Genomic DNA, 23259 nt, shown 5'->3' on the forward strand with positions numbered 1-23259 from the left:
TCTTAAAGCGGACTTGTTGCTACCAGGTCGCCGAAAGTTCACCAACGGTGTGACCTCCGCCGAGAACCGGCGCCGGCGGCGGGGTCCAGGCGACACCGAGCGCGCCGAGCGCGGCCCGCAGCACCACCGGGATCGCGCGCGCACTGCCGTCGTCGATCTTCAGCGCGACCGCGCCGACGCCCGGCACCGCGACCGCGGCGAAACCCTCCGCGCCACCCTTGGCCAGCAGCCCCGGCACCTCCGTCATGATCACGGTATCCAGCGCGCCGGTACCGGCGACCAGCCGCGGGTGGGCGCGCATCGCGTCCGCCACCTGCCGCTCGAACGACCCCGGCGCGGCCTGCACCAGGCGCAGGAACGCCTGCGCCATCCCGGTCAGCGAGAACGCGAACACGGGCGCGCCGCAGCCGTCCACGCCCACGGCCGCGACCGGCTCCCCGGTCAGCTCCTCCGCGGTCGCCCGCAGCATCCGCTGCAGCGGATGCGCCGGCTCCCAGTAGCCCTCGGCCGGCCACCCCGCGGCACGGCAGGTGAGCAGCATGCCGGTGTGCTTGCCGGAGCAGTTCATCCGGGTCCGGGTCGGCGCCGCACCGGCCCGCAGCGCGTCGTCGCGCGCGGCCGGACCGGCCGGCAGGTCCGGCGGGCAGTGCAGGTCCGCGCCGGCGAACCCGTGCGCGTCCAGCAGCCGCTCCACCCGGGTCACGTGCACGTCCTCGCCCCAGTGGCTGGCGCAGATCAGCGCGAGATCGGCGTCGTCGTCCAGCCGGAGCCCGGCGCGCAGCATGCCGACGCCCTGCAGCGGCTTGTTCGACGAGCGCGGGAAGACCGGGCCGCGGCCGTCCCCGCGCACCGCGACCGGCGCGCCGCCGGCGTCGAGCACCACGACCGAGCCACGGTGCACGCTCTCCGCGAACCCGGACCGCACCACCTCGGCCAGCACGGCCCCGCCCCGATACCCATCCGTCATGATCCACACGCTACCGGAGTTGCCGATCCCCGGGCGTGGAGCTAGCGTCGGCGCACTTCGAAGCGCCCAAAGCTCTCGATGCTCACGATGCGGGGAACAACCGATATGTCGTCGTATGACGTACAGGCCGTCTCGGCCGCGCCGCCGGCCGCCGTCTTCGCCCTGGTGTCCGACGTGACCACGTGGCCGTCCTGGCAGGCGATCAGCAGCGCCCGGCCGGACGGCGACGAGTGGGTCCTCGGCGGCGGCCCTCGGACCGTCATCCGAGTGACCGAGATCGTGCCGGACCGCTCCCTCAGCTACATCGAGACCTCGGAGACGCTGTGGCGCGGCTACCGCGCGACGATCGAGGTCACACCGGACCCGGGCGGCGGCTCGCGCATCCGCTGGCACGCCACGTTCCGCAGCAGGCCCCGGTTCCTGGACCCGTTCTGGGCCTGGGCCAACGGCCGCGTCATCCGGCACCACGCCGACCAACTCGCCCGCCTGGCAGCGGAAGGGCGATAGTCCGCGTGGCGTTTCCCGCTGGTGCGGGTCAGCGTCCGCCGGAGACGTCGATCGTGGTCGCCGTGATGTAGGCGGCCGCCGGGGAGAGCAGCCAGGCGACGGTGCGCGCGATGTCCTCCGGCGTGCCCGCGCGCCCGAGCGGCAGCGTCGGCCCGACCCGTCTCGCCCGGTCCGGGTCGCCGCCGGACGCGTGGATCTCCGTGTCGATGATCCCGGGCCGCACCCCGACCACCCGGATTCCGCGCGGCGCCGCCTCCAGCCCCAGCCCGCGCGTGATCGTGTCGACCGCCGCCTTGCTGGCCGCGTAGTCCACGTACTCCCCCGGCGCCCCGAGCACCGCCGCCCGCGACGACAGGTTGACGATCACGCCGCCGGCCCGCATGCGCTCCATCGCGTACGCACAGCAGGTCGCGGTCCCGGTCACGTTCACGCCGAGGACCCGCGCCCACCGGTCCGCCCCGATCTCACCGAACCCGCACTGCCGCTCCAGCACGGCCGCGCTGTTCACCAGCCCGGTCAGCTCCCCCAGCGCATCCGCCGCCGCGAACAGCTCCGCCACCCGCGCCGGCTCCGCCACGTCACAGGCCACCGCCCGCACCGGACTCTCCGCCCGGTCGAGCTCGGCCACGATCGCCCGGGCCCGCTCGTGATCACCCCGATACCCCAGCACCAGCGCGCTCCCCGGCACCCCCGCCAGCTCCCGCGCCACCGCCGCCCCGATCCCCCGCGTCCCCCCGGTCACCACACACACCTTCATGATCGCGACGGTACGACCACCCCCACCCCTCCGCGACGCCAGACTCACTCAGTGAGCCAGCCCGGAGCCGATGACCCCATCGGAAGTAAGATGCGATCTAACTTCGGCGCGTCCGATGTTCCGTGGTCGGTTACGACTCCCGCTGGCGGCGTGATGGTCTGCCGATCCGCCAACGGCATCCCGGCAGCTGTTCGAGTGCCCTGAGTGAGCCAGTCGATGGCCTCGCGCACTCGGCAGATTCACCTGAAAGCGAAAAACTGGCCTCTGCATCGTTCTATCGCCGGAGTCGGCCGCCCTGCCAGAATGCGCAATCCCACGCCAAGAAGGCACCCGCCAGGCAACATCGAAGCGTGCAAGATTACTTACTTGAGCCTGACCGGATCATTTCAAGATCGCCCACTTTCGAGCGCCTCCCACCACGAATTCACCGATGCTAGCCTCGTCCAATGTGGCCGCTACCCATATCCAAGAAGCAACTGAACAAGCTCGGCAAGCGGCTTTCCCTCCATTCCACTCCTGAACGAGAGGATCTACTCTCCCTCAACCAGGTGCTGCTCGCCTATCAAGCGATCCTGGATGACGTCAAGGGATCGCTTGACGACATCGGCCTGCCCGCCACCACTCGGGTCAAGACCACGTCGACGCTGATCGAGAAGCTGCGTAGGGAGTCGTCGATGAGCCTGAGCCGGGTCCAGGACATCGCCGGCGCCCGCATCATCGTGAACGGCGGCCGCCTTGAACAAGATCAGGTGGTCAAACGGATCATCGACTTCTTCGCTCCCGAGCACGACGTCCTGCCTCGCGCCATCGACCGGCGCACGACGCCCAGCTCCGGGTACAGAGCGGTGCACGTGGTCATCCACCCGTCCGGCGTGCCGGTCGAAATCCAAGTCAGGACCGAGCTCCAGAACGCCTGGGCCCAGCTGTTCGAAGGCCTCGCAGACCGCTGGGGCCGGGCGATCCGATACGGCGGAAATCCGGACCAGCCCAGAAGAGTCGTGATGCGCCTGAGCCGGCGGCGCTCACTCACTCGCCAAAGCCTCATGGGAATGCTCACGTTCGCGAGTGAGGAAATTGATCGGATCGAGCGGCTCGAGACATACATCGAGTCAATTCGATCGTTCGTCAGCGAGGTCGACTCGGGAACCCACAAACACTGGTCCCTCGACGACTCCGGCCAACTCAAGCCGATCACCGGAGATGACGCGACCGACGCCATGATCCATTACCGCCGGATTCGGCGAGCATTCATGGAGACCATGGAGTCGCTATTGCCCGATCGCCGCGCCAGAGGAAGGCTCATACGCCGCCACGTCCCCCGCAACCACTCGCCGACCCCACAATTCGTTCTGGAGCGAATACATGGTTGCAATCTTGCCGTAGCCGATCTTGAGCGAGCCCGCGACGAGGAATTCCGGCACCGCACCGGGGCCACTCGCCTTATTCTTGATACCCTGCAGCGACGTCTCGAGCTTGGAGGGCCGACGTGAAGCATTTCCTACTGGTGTTCGACCGGCAGCAGGGCTCGATCCTCCAGAAGACGGAGTTCGCCGACAGCGCGTCAGCCCTCAACGCTCGCTTCTCGGCAGAAGTGACATATGGGGGCAACTCAGACATTGAGGTGGTGGTGCTCGGTGCCGCGTCGGAGACCGCGTTGAGACGCACCCACAGCCGCTATTTCAAGAATGTCAGCGAGATGGCCGGGGCCCTTTTCGAGCTGCGGAACTCCGGTGAACGACACAACGCGGAGCTTCGCAAGCAGGCCGAGCAGCAGCGGAGGAAATCGCCGCACTCCATCGCCCTGCGCCCCGCTTGACCCATCGGGTCGCCACTCGACCTTCACACGGGCTCAGTCGTGATGGTGCCGCTCCTGGTTCTGAGCGGCCGGTCTCGGCCGGCAGCGATTCGAAGCCGCGGCGCGCTCGCCACACAGTCCTCAACGTCCGGCCATCGTGCGGAACCGCCGGATCGCGGCCGCACGCGAGGGTCCGCATGACTCCGATGCCAGAATCGCCGGGTGAGTCAGTCGATGATCGGGCGGGTGGTCGCGGTGCTGGATGCGGTCGCGGGTGCGTCGTGGCTGAGCCGGAAGGAGCTGGCGGTGGCGACCGGGTTGCCGCAGGCCACCTGTAATCGGATCGTGGGGCGGCTGATCGAGGAGCGGTTGCTGGCCGATGACGGGGCGCGCGGGCTCCGGCTCGGGCTGCGGCTCTTCGAGCTGGGCACCCAGGCCGGGCAGGCGGGCATGACGCTGCTCGACGTGGCCGGGCCCTACCTGCGCGATCTGCACGCGGCGTTCGGGTGGACCGCGCAGCTGGCCACGCGGGACGGGCTCGACGTCATCTACCTGCTGAAGGTCGACGGGACGGCGCGGCCGAAGCTGGCCACCCGGGTCGCCGGCCGGTTTCCGCCGCACTGCACGGGGGCGGGTAAGGCGCTGCTCGCGTTCGCGCCGGCCGAGGAGACCGACGACGTGCTCGCGCGGCTTCCACTCATCCGGCGCACGGCGGCCACCATCGTCGGCCGCGTAGCGCTGGAGGCGGACCTGCGCGTCACCCGCCGGCGCGGCTACGCCGTCGACCGCGAGGAGTTCCAGCCCGGCATGACCGGCGTCGCCGTTCCGCTGCGCCCGGCGGGCGAACCGGTCGCCGCGATCACGCTCGCGGCTCCCACCGGCACCCTGGACGTCCCGCGCGCGGCCCACGCCCTGAAGCTCGTCGCCGACCTCATCGAGCCGCGCCTCACGCCGACCGCCCAGCGCGTCGTCCAGTAGGGTCCGCCGGGCGTCTCATCCGTGCTCGGGGCGTCCCCATGATGTCGGAGCAGCATCCCCCGATCAGAGGTTCGGTCCCGGCGGACATCGGTGGACAGCCCCCTCGGCGCTTCTTCCGCCGGATCACCTTTCGGCGGCGCCGCTTCGCTCGCCAGGCCCGAAGCGGCCACACCCGAAGCGGCCAGGCGCATTAAAAGAACCTCGTGTCGCTGGTGGCTGATCCAGGCGGCGTGAAGCAGCCACCGACGACATGAGGATCTTGCCGCTGCACACCTGCGGCCGCACTGATCCCCTGAGGGGCGGTGAGGGTCAGGAGTTGACGGTGGTGACGATGACGGCGGCCGAGGCGGCGGCGCTGGCAGCGGCGATGGCGGTGGTGGTGCGGGTGACGGCGGTGCCGACGGCGGCGGCGCCCCAGTTGCCGGACTCGAGGGCCTTGGCGCGCCGGTAGACGTCGCCGGACCAAGCGATCAGGGGGCGGAGCTCGGGGAGCGCGCCGCTGCCGGAGAGCAGCGCGACGATGGCGGCGGTACGCGGGTCGGGGGTTTCGCCGTCGACCAGGACGGCTCTGATCCCGCGGCGCAGCTCGGCCTCGTGGGCAACGTCGGCGGACGGAAGCTGGGTCATCCTGAAGAGGCCGAGCACGCGCTTCTTCTCGCGGCGGATCTGGCCGGCCGCGATCAGGCGGTCGACGACCGTGGTCCACAGGTCACCGCCGATCGCGAGCAGCAGCGTCTGCACGGGGCGCGGCTTGCGGGCGATCTCGTCCCACGCGGCCTGCAGCAGCGGGTCCGGCAGCGGGCCGTCGCCGGTCGCGGTGACCAGCGGACCGCTCAGCCGGGAACCCTCACCGTCGGCGTCGATGCGGCCGAGCATGGCCAGTTCCACCAGAACCGCACCACCCAGTGTGTACGGCAGGGTCCCGGCCTTGGCCGGCGTCCCGGTCTCGTCGTCCAGCAGGAGGAGCAGCAGGTCCTCGACGATCAGCATGGCGCATGTCCCTTCGATGCCGGAGTGGCCTCGTCAACTAGGACATTAATAGCCCATCACGGTCAGCGCACTGTGTCAGAACCGGCCGGCAGGTCCAGGTCGGCGCGGAATGCGCCGAGGTCGACCTGGCCGTGTTCGATGGATCTTCGCCGGCCGGCGGCGTGGCCCAGGAGTCGTCTGGCCGCACGTCGCACGAGCCCACCTACAACACCGGTATGCGGACTTCCGCGCCGCACACCCGCCACTACACCTGGACCTCGCCTCGGCTCGGCTCGACGAGATCCATCAAACGCCCTGGGGACGATCCCCGACCCCACTCTTCCCGCTCCCGGCGTGGTGCGGCCCGTTGCTCCCGACTCCGTTCCCCATTCGGCATCGGAAGCCGCGAGCCCTGCCCGGAGACCGGAAGCATCAGCCCGAGATTTCGGATTATCTCCGCCATGGCTCGGACGGCGTCGAGCGGAAGCCGGCGTGGTGGTCGTGCTGTCGCGACCACTCATGCCCGAAGGATCATTGACCGACACGAAGGAGAGGTCGAATATCGAAGTCGACCTCTCTTTCGTGTCGGTCAATGATCCTTTGCGGCGAGCCGCCGAATGGGCAACGGAGTCGCTCCCGCGGGCAATCCCGCGGCGGCCTCCGCCGCCGCTCCGGTCGCCGCGTCGGAGCCGGTGCCGACGCGGTCACCACACCCCGCGGGTTCCACGGTGCCACGGGCCCGGCCGCGCCCTCGGCGGCGTCTTTCCGTTGGCGCTCGCGCGGGGATTCTCGGGACCACGGCGGGTCCGAAGGAAGGAGCGCGTTCCCCGAAACGTCCGGCGGGCAGTGCCCGTGGCCGCCCGCCGTCACGTAGCGGCTGTCGATTGCGTCCGCCTGGCGGGATGGATCTTCCGCAATGCGGAATCCTAGATCCTTCCAGTCCAGGTTGCTGTTTCGCGCGGGCTGAAACCGCAACCTGGGCTGGAAGGATCTTGGTACGGGCCCGCCCGCCCGCCGGATATCGGCCGCGATACAGCTCCGGCGCAGGGGCGCAGGGGCGCAGGGGCGCAGGGGCGCAGGGGCGCATGTGCCGCGGGCGGCGGTCAGCGAGACGTAGGTCAGCAGGTGTGCGACGAGGTCGGCCAGTTCGGTGAGGGAGCGACGGCCGTCTGGAGACCGGCGGGTTCACCCCGACGCCGGGAGACCTCGATGCCGAAGCCTCAGCACGTGGGGGTGGTTCTCCGGGACCGGCCGCGGAACGTGCGCACAGGGGCACGATCTGCACGCAGGACTCAACGGCCCCGGAAGGAACAGTGCTCACCCGCTGCGGCTACCGGACACCGAGTCTGCGACACAACCGACCCGACCTCTAGAACCCGATAGGGAGGAGCGCCGGCGACGACCGGTGCCCCATGCCACTCAGCCTATTTTGATCATGGTTTTTGACCTGCGCGTTCGCACACCACGTGCCCGCCTTCGACTGTCCGCCGCCGGATGCGGCGGACAGGTTTTCCGCAGGCCGGCGCGCTGCTGCCGGGCCGGCCTCGGGTCAACTCGACTTAGGCTGAGTGGCATTGGACCGGTGCCCGCGGGAGCACTCGGAACGTGACCACGCCGGAAGCGGGAAGATGGCTTTCCGGATCTTGGTTATGGCACCGATGCGGCGGCGGGCCGGCGAGCGTTACCGCAGCGTGCGCTGCATAAGGATGGTGTCGATCCAGCGGCCGTGCTTGAAGCCGACCGCGGTGAGGCGGCCGGCGTCGGTGAAGCCGTGGCGGCGGTGCAGCGCGGCGGACGCGTCGGTGCCGGTGTCGGCGATGACCGCGATCATCTGCCGGGCGCCGGCGGTGGCGGACGCGTCGAGCAGCGCGGCGAGCAGGCGGGACCCGATGCCCCGGCCGGTGTACGCGGGGTCGAGGTAGATCGTGTCCTCGACCGTGTGCCGGTAGGCGGGCTTCGGGCGCCACGGCCCGGCGTAGGCGTATCCGGCGATCCTGCCTCCGTCGTCCGCGACCAGGAACGGCAGCCCGCGCGCGGCCAGATCCGCGTGGCGGGCCCGCCAGTCCGCCGGCGACGGCACGTTCTCCTCGAACGTGGCCACGCTGTCCGTCACGTATCCGGCGTAGACGGCCGCGACCGCCGCCAGATCGGCGGCCGTCGCGGCCCTGATGATCACGTCCATGCCGGCCAACCTACCCCCGTGCTCCCGGGCGTCCCCCACGCCGCTGGGGACGCCTGAATCATGAGCGGCGATAGAGGTCCGGCATCGGGGGGAGCTGGATCTGCTGTGCGGTGCCGGTCTCCAGCGCCCGGACGCACGCCTCGGCGACGAACGTGGCGGCGAAGCCGTCCCAGGCGGTGGCCGCGGATCCGGTGCCGTCGACCCAGGCCTGCAGCTCCAGCCGGTACGCCTCGGCGAAGCGCGGGCGCCAGTCGGCCGGCAGCGCGCGCCCGTCCATGCCGGAGCGGCGCAGCACCGTGGGCGGCGGCCCGTCCAGCGTGACCGTGCCCAGCTCGCCGACCAGTTCGGCGCGCACGTCGTAGCCGTAGCGCGCGTTGACGAAGACCTCGACGTCCGCGATCGCGCCGGATGCGGTGCGCAGCAGCAGGATCTGCGGGTCCGGCGTGCCGCCGCCGTGGCTGGTCGCGCGCGGCGCGTGCACGGACACCTCGGTGATCTCCTCGTCGAACAGCCACCGGGTGATGTCCAGCTCGTGCACGGCCGAGTTGGTGATGACGGCCGCGCCGGGCAGGCCGGGGACCGCGGCCGGGTTGCGGTGCACGCAGTGCAGGATCAGCGGTGCGCCGATCTCGCCGAGTTGCAGCATGCGCTTCATCTGCGTGTAGCCGGGGTCGAAGCGGCGCATGAAGCCGACCGAGACCAGGCGGGTGCCGGCCTTGTCCTCCGCCTCGAGGATGCGTGCGCACGCATCCACCGTGGGGGCGAGCGGCTTCTCGCAGAGCACCGGCTTGCCCGCGTTGATGCAGGCCAGCACGTACTCCTCGTGGGTGTCGTCGGAGGAGGCGACCAGCACGGCGTCGAGGTCGTCGTCGACGATCAGCTCGTACGGGTTGCCGAACACGCGCGCGCCGCCGCTGGCGTGCGCGACCTCGGCGGCCCGGACCGGGTCGAGGTCGTAGACGCCGGCCACGCGCGCGCCGGAGACGGACGTGCTGAGCAGCCGGGCGTGGTCGGTGCCCATGATCCCGGTGCCGATGATGCCGATGCGCTTCACAGCGAGACCCACTCTCCGGTACGGGCGGACTCGGACATCGCGTCGAGTGCGGTGGCCGCGGCGACCGCGTCGTCGAGCGTGGGCCCGTGCGGCTTGCCGGTCGCGATCGAGGTCAGGAACCCGGCCGCCTCGATCACCTTCAGGTCGTCGTACCCCATGGGAATGCCGGCTCCGGGCTGGAACGCGCGCAGGTCGCCGTGCCCGGCCGTCGCGTAGATCGTCTTGTAGCTCTGGTCCTGGTAGTCCGCCCCGGTGCTGACCCGCAGCTCGCCCATCCGGCGGAAGTCCCAGGACAGAGCGCCGGTGGTGCCGTGGATCTCGAAGCCGTACGTGTTCTGCTCACCGACCGCGACCCGGCTCGCCTCCAGCACCGCACGGGCGCCGGAGGAGAAGCGGAGCAGCGCGGACACGTAGTCCTCGTTCTCCACCTCGCCGGGCGGCCCGTCCGCGCGGGAGAAGTGGCTTCCCGCGCCGGAGACCGTGGGGCGCGCCGGGATGATCACCGACGTGTCCGCCACCAGCGCGGACAACGAACCGAGCAGATGACGACCGAGATCAACAGCATGCGAAGCCAGATCACCGAGTACGCCGTTCCCGCCGGACGCACGGGTGAAGCGCCATGACAGCCCGCCGGCCGGGTGCGCCGCGTAGTCGCTGAAGAACCGGATCCGCGCGTTCGTGACCGTGCCGATCTCTCCGGCCGCGATCAGCTCCCGGGCGTGCGCGACCGCGGGCGCGGCCCGGTAGTTGAACCCGACCGTGCTCTGCACTCCGGCCGCCGAGGCAGCTTCGAAGACTGCGCGCGTGTCGGCGGCGCCCACCCCGACCGGCTTCTCGATCCACAGGTGCTTGCCGGCACCCACGACCGCCGTACCGATCTCCCGGTGCAGGAAGTTCGGCGCGGTCACGCTGATCGCACCGATCCGATCATCGGCGACCAGCGCGCGCCAGTCCTCATCGAACGACGCGAATCCATACTGCGCGGCAGCGGCCTCGGCCCGGCCGGGCGCCGGGTCGGCCACCGCCACCAGCGAGGCGATCAGCGGCAGATCCGGGAAGTGGTGGCGGACTCGCTGGTAGGAGCGGGCATGCACCTCGCCCATCCAGCCGAAACCCACCACGCCGACGCCGATCCGGTCGGACGCGGTCACACGTTCTCCTTCAGGTAGCTCACACTGCGCCGCACGTCGTCGATCGGGCCCTCGCCCGCCGGCGGTACGTCGTGCAACGCGCAGTCCTGTTCCAGCACGTACCAGCCGCGGTAGCCTACGGCCTCCAGGCTGCGGACGATCTCGGGTATGTCCAGGTCACCCGCTCCGAGCGGCCGGTAGAGCCCGGCCCGGACCGCGTCGATGTAGGCCAGGCCGCGGCCGGCGACCGAGGTGTCCACGTCCTTGAGGTGGACGTGCGCGATCCGGTCCGCGGCCAGCGCGATCAGCTCCTCCGGCCGCATGCCGCCGAGCAGCAGGTGGCCGGTGTCCAGGCAGATCGGCACGTCGCTGCCGGCCAGCAGGCGCAGCACCGCGTCCCGGGACTCGATCGCGGTACCGACGTGCGGGTGCAGCGCCGGCAGCAGGCCACGCTCGCGCGCCATGGTCTGCAGCGTGGTGAGCGTGGCGAACAGCGTCTGCCACTCGGTCTCGGTCAGCGTGACCGCGTGGTCGTAGCTGCCGTCGGCGGAGCGGGCGGCGAGGACGACCACGGACGCGCCGGCCGCGGCCAGCGTGTCCATCGCGGTCGCGGCCTCGTCCAGGTCCGCGGCGGTGGCGATGTGCATGGGCACGGGCAGGAAGCCGCCGATCAGCCGCAGGCCGCTGCGATCCAGCAGCGCACGCACGTCGGCGGCGTCCTTGCCCAGGTATCCGGTCGGCCCCAGCTCGGTCGCCGGAAGGCCCAGTGAACTCATCTCGGACAGCACCCGGTCCGCGGGCAATTCGAGCCCCCAGCCAGGGGCCTCACACACACCCCAGGAAATCGGTGCACCACCGATCCGCTCCGCCGCTGCGGTCATCCCTTCGCCTCCTCCTGGTACAGACGTGCCGTTTCATCCGTGGAAGGGTCGCGTGCCAGCTCGTGGGCCAGCTCCTCCAGCTCGGCGCCGCCGGCCATCAGCCGGGTCAGCTCCGCCAGGGAGATCTCGGATTTCGCCAGGTCGCCGAGGCTCCTGCCGCGGTTCAGGAGCAGGAAGCGATCACCGATGGGGTACGCGTGGTGCGGGTTGTGCGTGATGAAGATGACGCCGAGGCCGCGGTCGCGTGCGGCCGCGATGTAGCGCAGCACCACGCCCGCCTGCTTCACGCCGAGCGCGGACGTGGGCTCGTCCAGGATCAGCAGCTTCGCGCCGAAGTAGACCGCGCGCGCGATCGCCACCGACTGCCGCTCGCCGCCGGAGAGCGTGCCGACCGGCTGTTCCGGGTCGCGGATGTCGATGCCCATCGAGCTCAGCTCGCGCCGGGTGATGTCGATGGCCTTCTGCCGGTCGAAGCGCCGGAACGGCCCCCACCCCTTCGTCGGCTCGGAGCCGAGGAAGAAGTTCCGCCAGATCGCCATCAACGACACCATCGCCAGGTCCTGGTAGACCGTGGCGATGCCGGCGTCCAGCGCGGCGCGCGGGTTGCCGAGGCTGACCGGTGCGCCGTTCATCAGCAGCTCGCCGCCGTCCGGCCGGTGCACGCCCGACAGGATCTTGATGAGCGTGGACTTGCCGGCGCCGTTGTCGCCGAGCACGCAGGTGACCTCGCCGGCCCGGACCGTGGTGGACACGCCGGCCAGCGAGATGACCGTGCCGAAGGTCTTGGAGAGATTCTTGATCTCCAGAAGCGGAGCGTCTGTCATCGTTACCTCCGCGACTGTTCGGCGAAGCGGCGGATGTACTGGTTGGCCAGCACGGCGAGCAGCAGCATCGCGCCGAGGAAGAACTTGAACCAGTCCGCGTCCCACCCGGCGTAGACGATGCCCTGCGACGTCATGCCGAAGATCAGCGCACCGATCGACGCGCCGACCGCGGAGCCGAAGCCGCCGGTCAGCAGGCAGCCGCCGATCACCGCGGCCACGATGTAGATCAGCTCCTGGCCGAAGCCGGCCTGCGCCTGGATCGAGGTGAGCCGGACGATCTGCGTGGTGCCGACGAACCAGGCCGCGAACGACGTGGTCATGAACAGCGCGATCGTGGTGCGCTGCACCGGCACGCCGACGTTGCGGGCCGCGGTCAGGTCGCCGCCGACCGCGAAGATCCAGTTCCCGAAGCGGGTACGCAGCAGCACCCACGACCCGAGGATCGTGGCGAGGACCCACCAGACGATGGCGATCTGGAACGGCGCCCCCGCGATGGTGATCTCACTCGCGAAGATCGTCTTGAGGACCCCGTACCCCTGGATCTGGTCGAAGTTGTTGACCTGGACCGTGTTGGTGACCAGCTTCGTCACGCCCAGGTTCAGCCCCTGGAGCATCAGGAACGTGCCGAGCGTGATGATGAAGCTGGGCAGCCTCGTGCGCACCACGAGGTAGCCGTTGACGAAGCCGATCGCCAGGCACAGCGCCAGCGACAGCAGCAGCGCGACCCAGGTGTTCAGCCCGTAGTACGTGGTGAGGATGCCGCTGGTGATCGCGGCCGTGCCGGTCTGCACGCCCGCGGACAGGTCGAAGTGCCCGCCGATCATCAGCAGCGCCACCGCCACCGCCATGATGCCGAGCGTGGACGCCGGGTCCAGCCAGTTCGCCACGCCGCTCGCCGACCGGAACACGTCGGAGAGCACCGCGAAGAACGCGAAGACCAGCACGGCACCGATCAGCGCGCCCAGCTCCGGCTTGAGCAGCAGGCGGGTGAGGGGCCCGACGCGGGCGACGCGTTCGTCGCCCGCCCCGGTTGTCGCCACGGCGCTGGTCATCAGCGCGTTCCGGCCGCGGCCAGCTCGGCGACCTGTGCCGCGTTCTCCTTGGTGACCAGCGCGGGGCCGGTGAGCACCTGCTGGCCGCCGCCGAGCACGTTCAGGTTCGCCTTGTACTGGGTGAGCATGGTGACGGCCATGTAGCCCTGGAGGTACGGCTGCTGGTCCACCGCGAAGAGGATCTTGCCGTCCTGCACGCCCTTGGCGACCTCCGCGTTCAGGTCGAACGTGGCGAGCTTCGCGGGCGACCCGGCCTCGGCGATCCCGGCGGCGGCCACGTTCGCGACCGGGCCGCCGAGCGTGACGACGCCGTCGATCGCGGTGTCCGCCTGCAGCTTCGCCTTGATCGTCGACTGCGAGGACTGCAGGTTGTTGATGTCGACCTGGAGGTTCTGGATCTTTCCGCCGAGCGTGGCGCCGACCGCGGCGCAGCGCTCCTCCAGGCCCACGTTGCCGGCCTCGTGGATCACGCAGACCACGTTCTTGACGCCCTGGTTCGCAAGTTCGGTGCCGACCGCCTCGCCGGCCACCTTCTCGTCCTGGCCGATGTGGGTGAGCGCGCCGAACTCCTTCGAGCGGGCCGCGCCGGAGTTGATCGTGATGACCGGGATGCCGGCCGCCACCGCCTTCTCCACCGAGGCCTTGAGCGCGTCCGGGTTCGCCATCGAGACGACCAGGCCGTCGACCTTCTGGTTCACGGCCGCGTCGATCAGCTGGGCCTGCTTCTGCGGGTCGCCGTCGCTGCTGTACTGGATGGTGTCGCCGAGGTCGGTGCCGGCCTTCTCGACACCGTTCTTGACGATGCTCCAGAACGCGTCGCCGGCCGCGCCGTGCGTCACGACCGCGATCTTCAGACCGTAGGTGCCACCGCCCTTGCCACCGGAGGTGTCATCGTCGTCACGGTTTACCGCGTTCTCGCTCGAACAGGCGGCGGCGGTCACGAGGAGGGCCAGGGCAGCCACGGAGGCCCCGACCCGATAAAGAGACTTCATTACCGAGAGTCCTTTCAGGAATACAGCGCGCGATACGCGGTGTGCCCTCCGCGTTCGCACGGCTACAGGTAGTGCTTCTGGGCGCGTTTGCCCTCCCGATACCGTGCGTTCGCTTCGCGCACGGTGTTCAAGGTAGATGAGGCCGCGACGGGTACGTCCCACCACGATCCACTTCCCGGAGAATCCTCGTACGGATCTGCGTCGACATGCACCACGATGACGCCTTCCGCCTTGCGCGCGTCGGCCAGCGCGCCGGTCAGCTCATCGACGGTGGTGGCGCGGATCACCTCGGCGCCGAGGCTGCGCGCGTTCGCGGCCAGGTCCACCGGGAGCGTGTTCCCGGCCAGCCGGCCGTCGTCGTCGCGGTACCGGTAGGCGGTGCCGAACCGCTGCGCGCCGACCGACTCGGAGAGGCGGCCGATCGAGGCGTAGCCGTGGTTCTGGACCAGCACCACGATCAGCTTGATCCGCTCCTGCACGGCCGTGACCAGCTCCTGCGACATCATCAGGTACGAGCCGTCGCCGACCAGCACGAACACCTCGCGGTCCGGCGCGGCCAGCTTCACGCCCAGGCCGCCGGCGATCTCGTAGCCCATGCAGGAGTAGCCGTACTCCACGTGGTAGCCCTTGGGGTCCCTCGTTCGCCACAGTTTGTGCAGGTCACCGGGCATCGAACCGGCAGCGCAGACGACCACGTCGCGGGGCTCGGCCGCGTCGTTGACCGCGCCGATCACCTCGGTCTGCGCGGGGAGCGGCTTGTGGTTCAACCGGTAGGCGCGCTCCACGGTCGCGTCCCACTCGGCGGCGAGCCGACCCGCCTTCTCGCGGTATGCGTCGTCGGTCCGGTATTCGCGCAGCGCCGCTTGGAGCAGCGTGATCGTTTCCCGCGCGTCGCCCACGACCATCGTGCCGGAGTGCTTGGCGGCGTCGAAGGCGGCAACGTTGATGTTCACGAACCGAACTTTCTCGGCGGCGAACGCGGTGCGGGAGGCGGTGGTGAAGTCGCTGTAGCGGGTGCCGATGCCGATCACCACGTCGGCCTCGCGGGCGAACTCGTTCGCGGCCGTGGTGCCGGTCGCGCCGACCGCGCCGAGGCTCAGCGGGTGGTCGTAGGAGAGCGAGCCCTTGCCGGCCTGGGTCTCCGCCACCGGGATGCCGGTCGCTTCGGCGAATTCTCGCAGCGCCTCGGTCGCCTCGGAGTAGATGACACCGCCGCCCGCGACGATGAGTGGCTTTTTCGCTGTTTTGAGGATTTCCACCGCCCTGGCCAGCGCGGCCGGCTCCGGCACCGGACGCGGCACGTGCCAGACCCGGGGTGCGAACAGCTCGTCCGGCCAGTCGTACGCCTCCGCCTGCACGTCCTGCGGCAGCGCGATCGTGACCGCGCCGGTCTCCACCGGGTCGGTCAGCACGCGCGCGGCGTTGAGCAGCGCGGACGGCAGCGCCTCCGGCCGCCACACCCGGTCGAAGTAGCGGCTCACCGGGCGGAACGTGTCGTTGACCGAGACGTCGCCCGCGCGCGGATCCTCCAGCTGCTGCAACACCGGGTCCGCGACGCGGGTCGCGAAGACGTCGCCGGGGAAGAGCAGCACCGGCAGCCGGTTCACGGTCGCGAGCGCCGCGCCGGTCACCATGTTCGTGGCGCCGGGGCCGATCGACGACGTGCACGCGAGCGTCGACATCCGGTTGCGCATGCGGGCGAAGCCGGCCGCCGCGTGCACCATGCCCTGCTCGTTGCGGGCCTGCCGGTACGGTGCCGCGCCCGGGTCGGTCAGCTCCGCCTCCAGCAGCGCCTGCCCCAGACCGGCCACGTTGCCGTGCCCGAAGATGCCGAACCAGCCGTCGATCAGCCGGTGCTCGACGCCGTCCCGCTCGGTGCGCTGCGCGGCCAGGAACCGCACGGTCGCCTGCCCCACGGTGAGCCTCATGATGCGTTCCCCTTCCCGAAGGGCAGTCGCGGGTCGATCTCCTGGTCCGCCCAGGTGCCGCGGATCCAGGCGTGCTCCGGGTCGTCGCGGATCAGCCAGGCGCGGGCGCCCGGCCCGGCCATCACGTTCAGGTAGTACAGGTCGTAGCCGGGCGCGGCCATCGACGGGCCGTGCCAACCATGAGGGACAAGCACGATCTCGCCGGTACGGACCTCGGTGGTGACGTCGATCGGGCGCTCCGGCGTGCCGTAGACGCGCTGGTAGCCAGGGCCGCCGTTCGCCACCTCGAAGTAGTAGATCTCCTCCAGCACGGATTCGCCGTCGCGGTCCTCGTCGTGCTTGTGCGGCGGGTAGGACGACCAGTTGCCGCCGGGGGTGAGCACCTCGCAGGCGATGATCCGGTCCGCGTCGAGCACGTCCGGGACGCCGAAGTTGTGCACCTGCCGGGAACAGTTACCGGCGCCGCGCAGCTCGACCGGGACGGACTCCACCGGGACGTACCGGAAAGGCCTGGGGTTCGTGGCCTTCGCGCTCGCTAGAGCGATCTTGGCCTTTTCGCCCGCGGCGATCTCCAGGGCGGCGTTGATGGGGATATATGCGACATCGGTCGGGCCGTCGAAGACGTTGGCACGCCCTCGCAGGTCTGCTGTGTCGCCATTGTCGGTGGAGACCCGGCAACCGCCGCTCAGCGGAACCACGATCACCTCGGTGCCGCCGGTGTCCGTGGTGTAGGTCTCCCCCGGCTCCAGCGCGACGATCCGCAGGCCGGAGTAGGCCCAGCCGGCGTCCTCCGGGGTCAGGTCCGTCAGCACGGTCCCGCCGGACCCGCCTCGCGCCGAGTCGCTCATGCCCGCACCCCCTGGCCGTGGACCAGCGAGACCGCCGTGTCGACCGCGGCGGCCACGTCACCGTCCGGTGGGTAGAGCAGCGCGCGGCCGACCATCAGGCCCCGCACGCCCGGCGCGGCCAGGGCCCGGCCCCAGCGCGCGTAGGTGTCCTCCGGGCTGCCGGACGGGTCGCCGCCGAGCAGCAGCGTGGGCAGCGTGGTCGCGGCCATCACCGCGTCCATGTCGTCGACGACCGGAAGCTTCAGCCAGGTGTACGCGCTGGTCCCGCCGAGCCCGGACGCGATCGTCACGGACTTGATCACTGCCTCGGTGCTCAGGTCGTTGCTCACCGTGCCGTCTGTGCGTCGGGACAGGAACGGCTCGACCATCGCCATCCTGCGCTTCTGGGCGAGTGCGTCCACGGCCTTCGCGGCGGACTCCATCGTGCGTACCGTGGCCGGGTCTTCCGGGTCGATGCGGACCAGCATCTTGCCGCCGTCCAGGCCCATCCGCGCCACGGCCTCGGCGTCGTAGCCGGTGAAGCGGTCGTCCAGCTCGAAGACCGCACCGGCCAGGCCGCCCCGGTTCATCGAGCCGATCGCGACCTTGCCGTCCAGCGCACCGAGCAGCAGCAGGTCCTCCAGCACGTCCGCGGTGCCGAGCACGCCGTCGACGCCGGGGCGTTCCAGCGCGGTGACCAGGCGGGTGAGCAGCACGGTGCGGTCGGCCATGGCGGTGCGGTCACCGCGGACCGAGAGCGCACCGCGGGCCGGGTGGTCGGCCGCGACCAGCATCAGGCGGCCGTCCGGGGTGTTGAGCGAGCCCTTCCGCCGGTTCGCGGCTCGTTCCGCGATCGCCTCGGGATTGGTGGCGCGCAGCTCGCGGAGCTTGTCGACGTCGATGTCAGGCATGGTTCGCCTCCAGGGCGCGCTCGACCTCGCCGGTGGTGGGCATCGCAGTCGAGCACTCCAGCCGGCCCGCGACGATCGCACCGGCCGCGTTCGCGAAGCGGATCATCCGCTCCAGCGGCCAGTCGTGGAGCAGGCCGTGGCAGAGCGCGCCGCCGAAACCGTCACCGGCACCGAGGCCGTTGACCACGTCGACGGGGGTGCTCGGCACGCGTACCGACTCGGTGTGGGTCCTGGCCAGAACACCGTCGGGACCGAGCTTGACGATCGCCAGCTCGACGCCCGCCTTCAGGAGCGCGTCGGCGGCCCTCTCCGGGTCGGTCTCGCCGGTGGCGACCGTGCACTCGGTGAGGTTGCCGACCGCGACGGTGACGTGTGGGAGTGCCTTCTCGATCTCGCTCCGTGCCTCGTCCGGTGAGTCCCAGAACATCGGGCGGTAGTCGAGGTCGAGGACGGTGTGGCTCTTCTTCTCCCGGGCTTTCCACGCCGCGTGGTGCGCCTCGCGGCTGGGCTCCCTGGACAGGCCGGTCACCGTACACCAGAAGAGGCTTGTCGCTTTTATGGTTTCTTTGTCGAGTTCTTCGGGACGAATCACCAGGTCGGGCGCGATCGGCTGGCGGTAGAAGTAGAGCGGGAAGTCGTCCGGCGGGAAGATCTCGCAGAACGTGACCGGCGTGGCCAAGCCCTCGACCTCGCTGACGAAGCGGTTGTCCACGCCCAACTCGGTCAGCGTCCGCCGGACATACCGCCCGAACGGGTCCGGCCCCACCCGGGTGATCACCGCGGTCCGCCGCCCGTGCCGCGCCGCCGCCACCGCCACGTTCGTCGCGCTGCCACCCAGGAACTTCCCGAACGACTCGACGTCCTCCAGCCCGACGCCAGTCTGCAGCGGATAGATGTCGACGCCGACGCGCCCCATCGTGACAACCTCAAACCCGGCCATAAGGTACGTGTCCCCCTCGATGGATTGCGCCCAGGTGTCGGGAACGTTTCCGTTCCGCGAGCTTCCGCTCACCCGCCGCCCCGGTCAATACTTTGTCCTGACAAACACGCCCGCTTGTCTGCTTCCCCGCGGGGTGATCGCGTGCCACTGCCCGCCATCGACATCGACCGCACCGCCACCGACCCGCTGTATCTGCAGGTCAGCACCGCCCTCGTGCACGCTATCGAGACCGGCCTGCTGGCACCCGGCGAACGCCTCCCGGACGAGGTGTCGTTCGCGGCCTCGCTCGGCGTCTCCCGCCCCACGATGCGCCGCGCGATCGAGGAACTGGTCGCGGACGGCCTGCTCACCCGCAAACGCGGCGCCGGCACCCGGGTCAACGACCTGCAGGTGCGGCGCCGGGTCGCGCTCACCAGCCTGCACGACGACCTGACCGCGGCCGGCCGCCACCCGACCACCCGGGTGCTGTCCTTCGATCCGCTCGCGGTGGACCGCCACGCGAGCCGGATGCTGGGCCTGCCGGACGGCGAACGCCTGGTCCACTGCGAACGCCTCCGCTACGCCGACGGTGCGCCGCTGGCCATCCTGCGCAACTGGCTCCCACCGCGCTTCGCCTCACTGACCGCCGCAGACCTGGCCGCGTACGGCCTCTACCACCTGCTCGGCACCCGGGGCGGGCGTCCAGCGGTCGCCACACAGCGCATCACCGCCCGCGCGGCCACCGCCACCCAGGCCCGCCTCCTCGACATCGGCCCCGGCGCCCCACTGATCGCGATGCAGAGGACCGCTTTCGACGCCGCCGGCACCGCCGTCGAATTCGCCGACAACCTCTACCGCGCCGACCACTACGCCATCGACGTGACGGTCTACCACCGCTGACCCGGGTCGTGCCTACCACTCGCCGTTGAGGGCGCGCACCAGTGCTGAAGCGTCGTAGGCGTTCTGCCAGTGCTCGACGATCCGGCCGTCGGAGAAACGCCACACGCCGCAGAACGGCATGGCGATCTCGCCGTCGACGGTGGCGCGCAGCGTGCCGATCACCGTGCCGTAGAAGTCGTTGGCGTGAACCGACTCCACGTCCATGAAGAGTGTGCCGCGGGTCGCGTCGACCAGCGCCTTCTCCCGGCTCAGGAAGGCCTCCACGCCGACCAGCGGAACCGTGCCGGGCGTACGGTCGGCCGGGTGGAGCCGGACGTCCTCCGCCGCGTACCTGTCGATCTGGCTGAAGTCCTTGTAGAGGTGCCGGAGCAGTTCCGCGTTCGGGTGCGGGGACACGACGGTCATCCCCACATGATCGCCGATCATCACCGCCCACGCATCGGCATCGTCGCCACATCGTCGCCCGGTCGACGTCGCCGCCGGCGGGACGAATACGGGCACCGGATGGGCAGTGGATGGGCTCACGGAGCCGCTCTGCGCCGCTGATGATGGGCGAAATCGTCGGTGGTGCAGAGGGGTGTCGTTCGTGGGATTACCGAATACCGAAGTGGCGACGGGGGATCTGACCGGCCAACGGATCCTGGTCACCGGGGCGAACAGTGGGATCGGATTCGGGCTGGCCCGGCGGTTCGCGGCGGCCGGCGGTGAGGTGCTGCTGGCCGTCCGGAACGAGCGGAAAGGTCTGGACGCGCAGCACCGGATCGAGAAGGCGACGCCCGGGGCCGACACCCGGCTGGTCGACCTCGACCTGGCCTCACTGGCGAGCGTGGAGAATCTCGGGACGAGCCTCGTCGCCGAGGGACGGCCGATCGACATCCTGGTCAACAACGCCGGCCTGATGGCGCCGCCGCGCCGGGAGGTCACGGCGGACGGTTTCGAGCTGCAGGTCGGAGGCAACTACCTGGGGCACTTCGCACTCACCGCCCACCTGCTGCCGCTACTGCGGGCCGCACAGAACGCGCGGGTGGTCAACCTGAGCACCGTCGCCTGGCGGTTCAAGGGGATCAGTCTCGACGACCTGAACGGCGAGCGTTACAAGCCGCACCTGCAATACCTGCGGTCCAAGCTGGCGATGCTGATGTTCGCGTTCGAGCTGGACCGGCGCAGTCGAGACGGTGGCTGGGGAATCGCCGGCATCGCGGCCCACCCGGGCTACACGAAGACGAACCTGCAGATCACCGGCCCCGGGCCGGACGACTGGCTGATGCGGATCGGCCGGATGCAATACGGGCTCGGCTTCATGTGGCAGGACGTGGACGGTGGGCTCCTGCCCCCGCTGTACGCGGCGACCAGCCCGGACGCGCACGGCGGCGGGTTCTACGGGCCGGCCGGCGTGGGCGAGATGACCCGCGGAGTGAAACCGGCGAAGATCGCACCCGAGGCACTCGACCGGGACGCGGCCCGCCGGCTGTGGGAGCGGTCAGAGCAGTTGACCTCCACCCGGCACCACACCTGAGGGGCGGATCTCCCGCAACCGGTGCAGGTCGCGCAGCGCGGCCCGGACCGTGTCGGCGAATTCGGCACGGGACGGCACCGGGTGGCACGTCACCTCGGTGCCGCCGGTGCCGGTCGTGTAGGTCTCCCCGGCGCCAGCGCGACGATCCGCAGCCCGGAGTAGATCCAGCCGGCGTCCTCCGGCGTGAGGTCCATCAGCACGGTCGCGCCGGTCATGCCCGCTCCCCCGACCGTGGACCAGCGAGACCGCCGTGTCGACCGCGGCGGCCACGTCGCCGTCCGGCGGGTAGAGCAGCGCGCGGCCGGCCATCAGACCGCGCACGCCGACGCCGTCCACGCCGAGACGTTCCAGCCCATCGTCAGGCGAGTCAGCAGCGTGTACCGGTCGGCCATCGCCACCGCGGTCCGTGGCCGTGCGCGGGCGGCCGCCAAGCCGGCGGCGGTGTACTGCGGGTCTGTCGTCATGATTCTGTCGCTAACCGGGTTGATCGCGGTGAGACCGGGCTGCGCAATCCCCCGCGGGTGTGGTGACGGGCCGGCGGCCGCGGGTATCCGAGGGGGGACACATCCCGGGAGTCAGGAGAAGACGGTGGCCGATCTGATCAGGCGGCACGAGAACGGTGTCTACACGGTCTCCGGGCCGGCCGGCAGCGCGCGGTACGAGCCGCTGCTGGCGAAGGGGTCGGTGCAGGCCGCGGACGGTAACCACCTGTGGGAGTACCTGCCGGCACGGCTGGGCGAGCGAGCGTCGGAGGCGCTCGACGACAATGACGATGAACTCTGGCGGATGATCGAATCCTGGTATCGCGATCGGCTGGAGACCACCCGACCGTTGCTGTAGTGCCCCCCATTCAAGTGAACGCTGTTTGCCGGAATGACCAGCGCGGTATTCGCGGGGCATGATTCCCGAAGATCTGATCAAGGCGACGCGCCCGATGGTGCAATTCGACGGGCTCTCACTCGACGTTCTCGATCCCGGCGCGCAGGCCGCGTTCTGGCAGGCGGCGCTGGGCGGCGGCGCACTGCGGCAGGAGGGACCGGGCCGGCTGCGGATCGACCGGATACCGCGGCGGCCGGACGCGGAGATCCTGCGGCTGCGGCAGGTGCGGAACCTGCCGCCGGACGGCGCGCGGGTGCACGTCGATCTGCGGCTGGCGACGCAGGAGCCGCACGCGCTGGCCGACGCCGGCGCGAAGCTGGTCCGGTCGCCGGGCGACGAACCGTGGTACGTGCTGGCCGACCCGGAGGGCAACGAGTTCTGCGCGTTCCCCACCGTCGACGACCGGCCGCCCGGCGTCTTCGAGCTGGTGGTGAAGTGCGAGTCGGCGCGTGATCTGGCGCGGTGGTGGAGCGTGGTGCTCGGCGGCCGCGTCGAGGAGGAGGGCGCGGCGGTCTCCGTGATCGGTGCGCCGGAGTTCCCGTGGGACTTCATGGTCTTCGACCCGGTGCCGGATCCGCGGCCGGTGCGCAACCGCCTGCACTGGCACGTGACGTTGCGGGACGAGACGCCGAAGGACCTGATCGCGTACGGTGCGCGCCTGATCTCCGGCCCGGACACCGACGAGGACGGCTGGCTGCTGGAGGACCCGGAGGGCAACCGCTTCCACGCCCGCGCGGCCGGGCGGGTGTAGGCCTGGGGGGACATACCTTGATATAGGCCGATAGCCTGCGACTTATGGGCAACTTCCTGTCGGCCGTCGTCCGGTTCCTCTTGGGACTGGCCTTCGCTGCCGTCGGCGTCTTCGTGTTCTCGCAGATCGGGTGGCCGTACCTGACCGCATATCTGCGGGCGGAGAGCACGGTGACCGTCGCCGGGCCGTGCGAGCAGGGCATGAACGAGTCGGAGCAGGTCTGTGCGGCGTCCTGGACGCTGGACGGCGCCCCGGTCCGCGGTGAGGTGCGCGGTCACGGGCTGGCGGTGGGCGACCGGGTGGCCGCGCGCGTCGACGGCACCTCCGCGATCGTCCTCGCCGAGCCGGTCACGCTGCTCCTCTACTGCGTACCGCTGCTGTTCGTGCTCGTCGGTCTGGTCCTGGCCTTCTCCCGGCGCGGCCGGTGGTCGTCCGGCGGCGGCTGGGAGGGCGGGGACGGCGACGGCGGGGGCGACGGTGGGGGTGGTGGCGACTGACCCGCAGCTCATTCGAGTCTGATCCATCAATCAACAAGAGCTG

General features: G+C 70.5%; 26 protein-coding genes. 9 read left to right on the forward strand and 17 right to left on the reverse strand.

What is annotated here, in order from left to right; translation table 11 throughout:
* Positions 1 to 19: 19 nt before the first annotated feature.
* Positions 20 to 967, reverse strand: coding sequence for an asparaginase (locus tag J2S43_RS23175; protein ID WP_306832527.1), 948 nt, complete (start codon positions 965 to 967; stop codon positions 20 to 22).
* A gap of 105 nt (positions 968 to 1072) precedes the next feature.
* Between J2S43_RS23175 and J2S43_RS23180 the strand changes: the two genes are divergently transcribed.
* Positions 1073 to 1474, forward strand: coding sequence for an SRPBCC family protein (locus tag J2S43_RS23180; protein WP_306832530.1), 402 nt, complete (start codon positions 1073 to 1075; stop codon positions 1472 to 1474).
* Positions 1475 to 1502: 28 nt separating this feature from the next.
* On the opposite strand, the gene J2S43_RS23185 is transcribed toward J2S43_RS23180, so the two are convergent.
* A complete protein-coding gene (locus J2S43_RS23185; protein WP_306832531.1) occupies positions 1503 to 2216 on the reverse strand; it encodes an SDR family oxidoreductase in 714 nt (237 codons plus the stop codon).
* Positions 2217 to 2677: 461 nt separating this feature from the next.
* On the opposite strand from J2S43_RS23185, the gene J2S43_RS23190 reads away from it, so the two are divergent.
* The 3 genes from J2S43_RS23190 (at position 2678) to J2S43_RS23200 (ending at position 5004) form a co-directional block, all read left to right on the forward strand.
* Entirely contained in the window at positions 2678 to 3721 is a 1044-nt protein-coding gene (locus J2S43_RS23190) for a RelA/SpoT-related domain-containing protein (RefSeq protein ID WP_306832532.1), read from the forward strand.
* The gene (locus J2S43_RS23195) at positions 3718 to 4047 is read left to right on the forward strand and encodes a hypothetical protein (protein WP_306832533.1); all 330 of its coding nucleotides are present in this window, start codon (positions 3718 to 3720) and stop codon (positions 4045 to 4047) included. Before J2S43_RS23190 ends, J2S43_RS23195 begins: the two co-directional genes overlap by 4 nt.
* Positions 4048 to 4248: 201 nt before the next feature.
* Positions 4249 to 5004, forward strand: a complete 756-nt coding sequence (locus J2S43_RS23200) for an IclR family transcriptional regulator (protein WP_306832534.1) — start codon at positions 4249 to 4251, stop codon at positions 5002 to 5004.
* 309 nt (positions 5005 to 5313) lie between these two features.
* Here the strand turns inward: J2S43_RS23200 and J2S43_RS23205 are convergent, their stop codons facing one another.
* The 12 genes from J2S43_RS23205 to iolC all read right to left on the reverse strand — a co-directional run bounded on the left by J2S43_RS23205 (position 5314) and on the right by iolC (position 18694).
* Positions 5314 to 5994, reverse strand: a complete 681-nt coding sequence (locus J2S43_RS23205; protein WP_306832535.1) for a GOLPH3/VPS74 family protein — start codon at positions 5992 to 5994, stop codon at positions 5314 to 5316.
* A gap of 1660 nt (positions 5995 to 7654) precedes the next feature.
* Positions 7655 to 8155, reverse strand: coding sequence for a GNAT family N-acetyltransferase (locus tag J2S43_RS23210; protein WP_306832536.1), 501 nt, complete (start codon positions 8153 to 8155; stop codon positions 7655 to 7657).
* A gap of 58 nt (positions 8156 to 8213) precedes the next feature.
* A complete protein-coding gene (locus J2S43_RS23215) occupies positions 8214 to 9209 on the reverse strand; it encodes a Gfo/Idh/MocA family oxidoreductase (protein WP_306832537.1) in 996 nt (331 codons plus the stop codon).
* Positions 9206 to 10360, reverse strand: coding sequence for a Gfo/Idh/MocA family protein (locus J2S43_RS23220; RefSeq protein ID WP_306832538.1), 1155 nt, complete (start codon positions 10358 to 10360; stop codon positions 9206 to 9208). The genes J2S43_RS23215 and J2S43_RS23220 overlap by 4 nt, the downstream gene beginning before the upstream one ends.
* Complete coding sequence (locus tag J2S43_RS23225; protein WP_306832539.1) at positions 10357 to 11115, reverse strand: TIM barrel protein; 759 nt, start codon at positions 11113 to 11115, stop codon at positions 10357 to 10359. The genes J2S43_RS23220 and J2S43_RS23225 overlap by 4 nt, the downstream gene beginning before the upstream one ends.
* A 101-nt stretch (positions 11116 to 11216) precedes the next feature.
* Entirely contained in the window at positions 11217 to 12044 is an 828-nt protein-coding gene (locus J2S43_RS23230; protein WP_306832540.1) for an ATP-binding cassette domain-containing protein, read from the reverse strand.
* Between the two features lie 2 nt (positions 12045 to 12046).
* A complete protein-coding gene (locus J2S43_RS23235) occupies positions 12047 to 13096 on the reverse strand; it encodes an ABC transporter permease (RefSeq protein ID WP_306832541.1) in 1050 nt (349 codons plus the stop codon).
* Positions 13096 to 14058 (reverse strand): sugar ABC transporter substrate-binding protein, encoded by a 963-nt coding sequence (locus J2S43_RS23240; protein ID WP_306832542.1) that lies wholly within the window; start codon positions 14056 to 14058, stop codon positions 13096 to 13098. Before J2S43_RS23240 ends, J2S43_RS23235 begins: the two co-directional genes overlap by 1 nt.
* A gap of 92 nt (positions 14059 to 14150) precedes the next feature.
* Positions 14151 to 16016, reverse strand: a complete 1866-nt coding sequence (gene iolD, locus J2S43_RS23245; protein WP_306832543.1) for a 3D-(3,5/4)-trihydroxycyclohexane-1,2-dione acylhydrolase (decyclizing) — start codon at positions 16014 to 16016, stop codon at positions 14151 to 14153.
* The gene (iolB, locus tag J2S43_RS23250; protein WP_306832544.1) at positions 16013 to 16864 is read right to left on the reverse strand and encodes a 5-deoxy-glucuronate isomerase; all 852 of its coding nucleotides are present in this window, start codon (positions 16862 to 16864) and stop codon (positions 16013 to 16015) included. Before iolB ends, iolD begins: the two co-directional genes overlap by 4 nt.
* Positions 16861 to 17754, reverse strand: a complete 894-nt coding sequence (locus J2S43_RS23255) for a Cgl0159 family (beta/alpha)8-fold protein (protein WP_306832545.1) — start codon at positions 17752 to 17754, stop codon at positions 16861 to 16863. The genes iolB and J2S43_RS23255 overlap by 4 nt, the downstream gene beginning before the upstream one ends.
* Entirely contained in the window at positions 17747 to 18694 is a 948-nt protein-coding gene (gene iolC / locus J2S43_RS23260) for a 5-dehydro-2-deoxygluconokinase (RefSeq protein WP_306832546.1), read from the reverse strand. Before iolC ends, J2S43_RS23255 begins: the two co-directional genes overlap by 8 nt.
* A 141-nt stretch (positions 18695 to 18835) precedes the next feature.
* Here iolC and J2S43_RS23265 point away from each other — a divergent pair, with 141 nt between their 5' ends.
* Positions 18836 to 19573 carry a GntR family transcriptional regulator gene (locus J2S43_RS23265; RefSeq protein ID WP_306832547.1) on the forward strand — a complete coding sequence of 246 codons (738 nt, stop codon included), beginning with the start codon at positions 18836 to 18838 and terminating at the stop codon, positions 19571 to 19573.
* Positions 19574 to 19585: 12 nt separating this feature from the next.
* Here the strand turns inward: J2S43_RS23265 and J2S43_RS23270 are convergent, their stop codons facing one another.
* Positions 19586 to 19978, reverse strand: coding sequence for a nuclear transport factor 2 family protein (locus tag J2S43_RS23270; protein ID WP_306832548.1), 393 nt, complete (start codon positions 19976 to 19978; stop codon positions 19586 to 19588).
* A 202-nt stretch (positions 19979 to 20180) separates the two neighbouring features.
* Here J2S43_RS23270 and J2S43_RS23275 point away from each other — a divergent pair, with 202 nt between their 5' ends.
* On the forward strand, positions 20181 to 21089 hold the full coding sequence (locus J2S43_RS23275; protein WP_306832549.1) for an SDR family oxidoreductase: 909 nt from the start codon (positions 20181 to 20183) through the stop codon (positions 21087 to 21089).
* On the opposite strand, the gene J2S43_RS23280 is transcribed toward J2S43_RS23275, so the two are convergent.
* A complete protein-coding gene (locus J2S43_RS23280) occupies positions 21054 to 21425 on the reverse strand; it encodes a Cgl0159 family (beta/alpha)8-fold protein (RefSeq protein WP_306832550.1) in 372 nt (123 codons plus the stop codon). The genes J2S43_RS23275 and J2S43_RS23280 overlap by 36 nt on opposite strands.
* Complete coding sequence (locus tag J2S43_RS23285; RefSeq protein ID WP_306832552.1) at positions 21398 to 21553, reverse strand: hypothetical protein; 156 nt, start codon at positions 21551 to 21553, stop codon at positions 21398 to 21400. The genes J2S43_RS23280 and J2S43_RS23285 overlap by 28 nt, the downstream gene beginning before the upstream one ends.
* Positions 21554 to 21677: 124 nt before the next feature.
* Between J2S43_RS23285 and J2S43_RS23290 the strand changes: the two genes are divergently transcribed.
* Genes J2S43_RS23290 through J2S43_RS23300 form a run of 3 tightly spaced genes read left to right on the forward strand, consistent with a single transcriptional unit; the run spans position 21678 to position 23216 of the window.
* A complete protein-coding gene (locus J2S43_RS23290; RefSeq protein WP_306832554.1) occupies positions 21678 to 21929 on the forward strand; it encodes a hypothetical protein in 252 nt (83 codons plus the stop codon).
* 58 nt (positions 21930 to 21987) lie between these two features.
* Positions 21988 to 22719: a VOC family protein gene (locus J2S43_RS23295; RefSeq protein ID WP_306832555.1), complete on the forward strand. Its 732-nt coding sequence runs from the start codon at positions 21988 to 21990 to the stop codon at positions 22717 to 22719.
* Between the two features lie 44 nt (positions 22720 to 22763).
* The gene (locus J2S43_RS23300) at positions 22764 to 23216 is read left to right on the forward strand and encodes a hypothetical protein (RefSeq protein WP_306832558.1); all 453 of its coding nucleotides are present in this window, start codon (positions 22764 to 22766) and stop codon (positions 23214 to 23216) included.
* Positions 23217 to 23259: the final 43 nt, after the last annotated feature.

This window comes from Catenuloplanes nepalensis, assembly GCF_030811575.1.
GTDB lineage: Bacteria > Actinomycetota > Actinomycetes > Mycobacteriales > Micromonosporaceae > Catenuloplanes > Catenuloplanes nepalensis.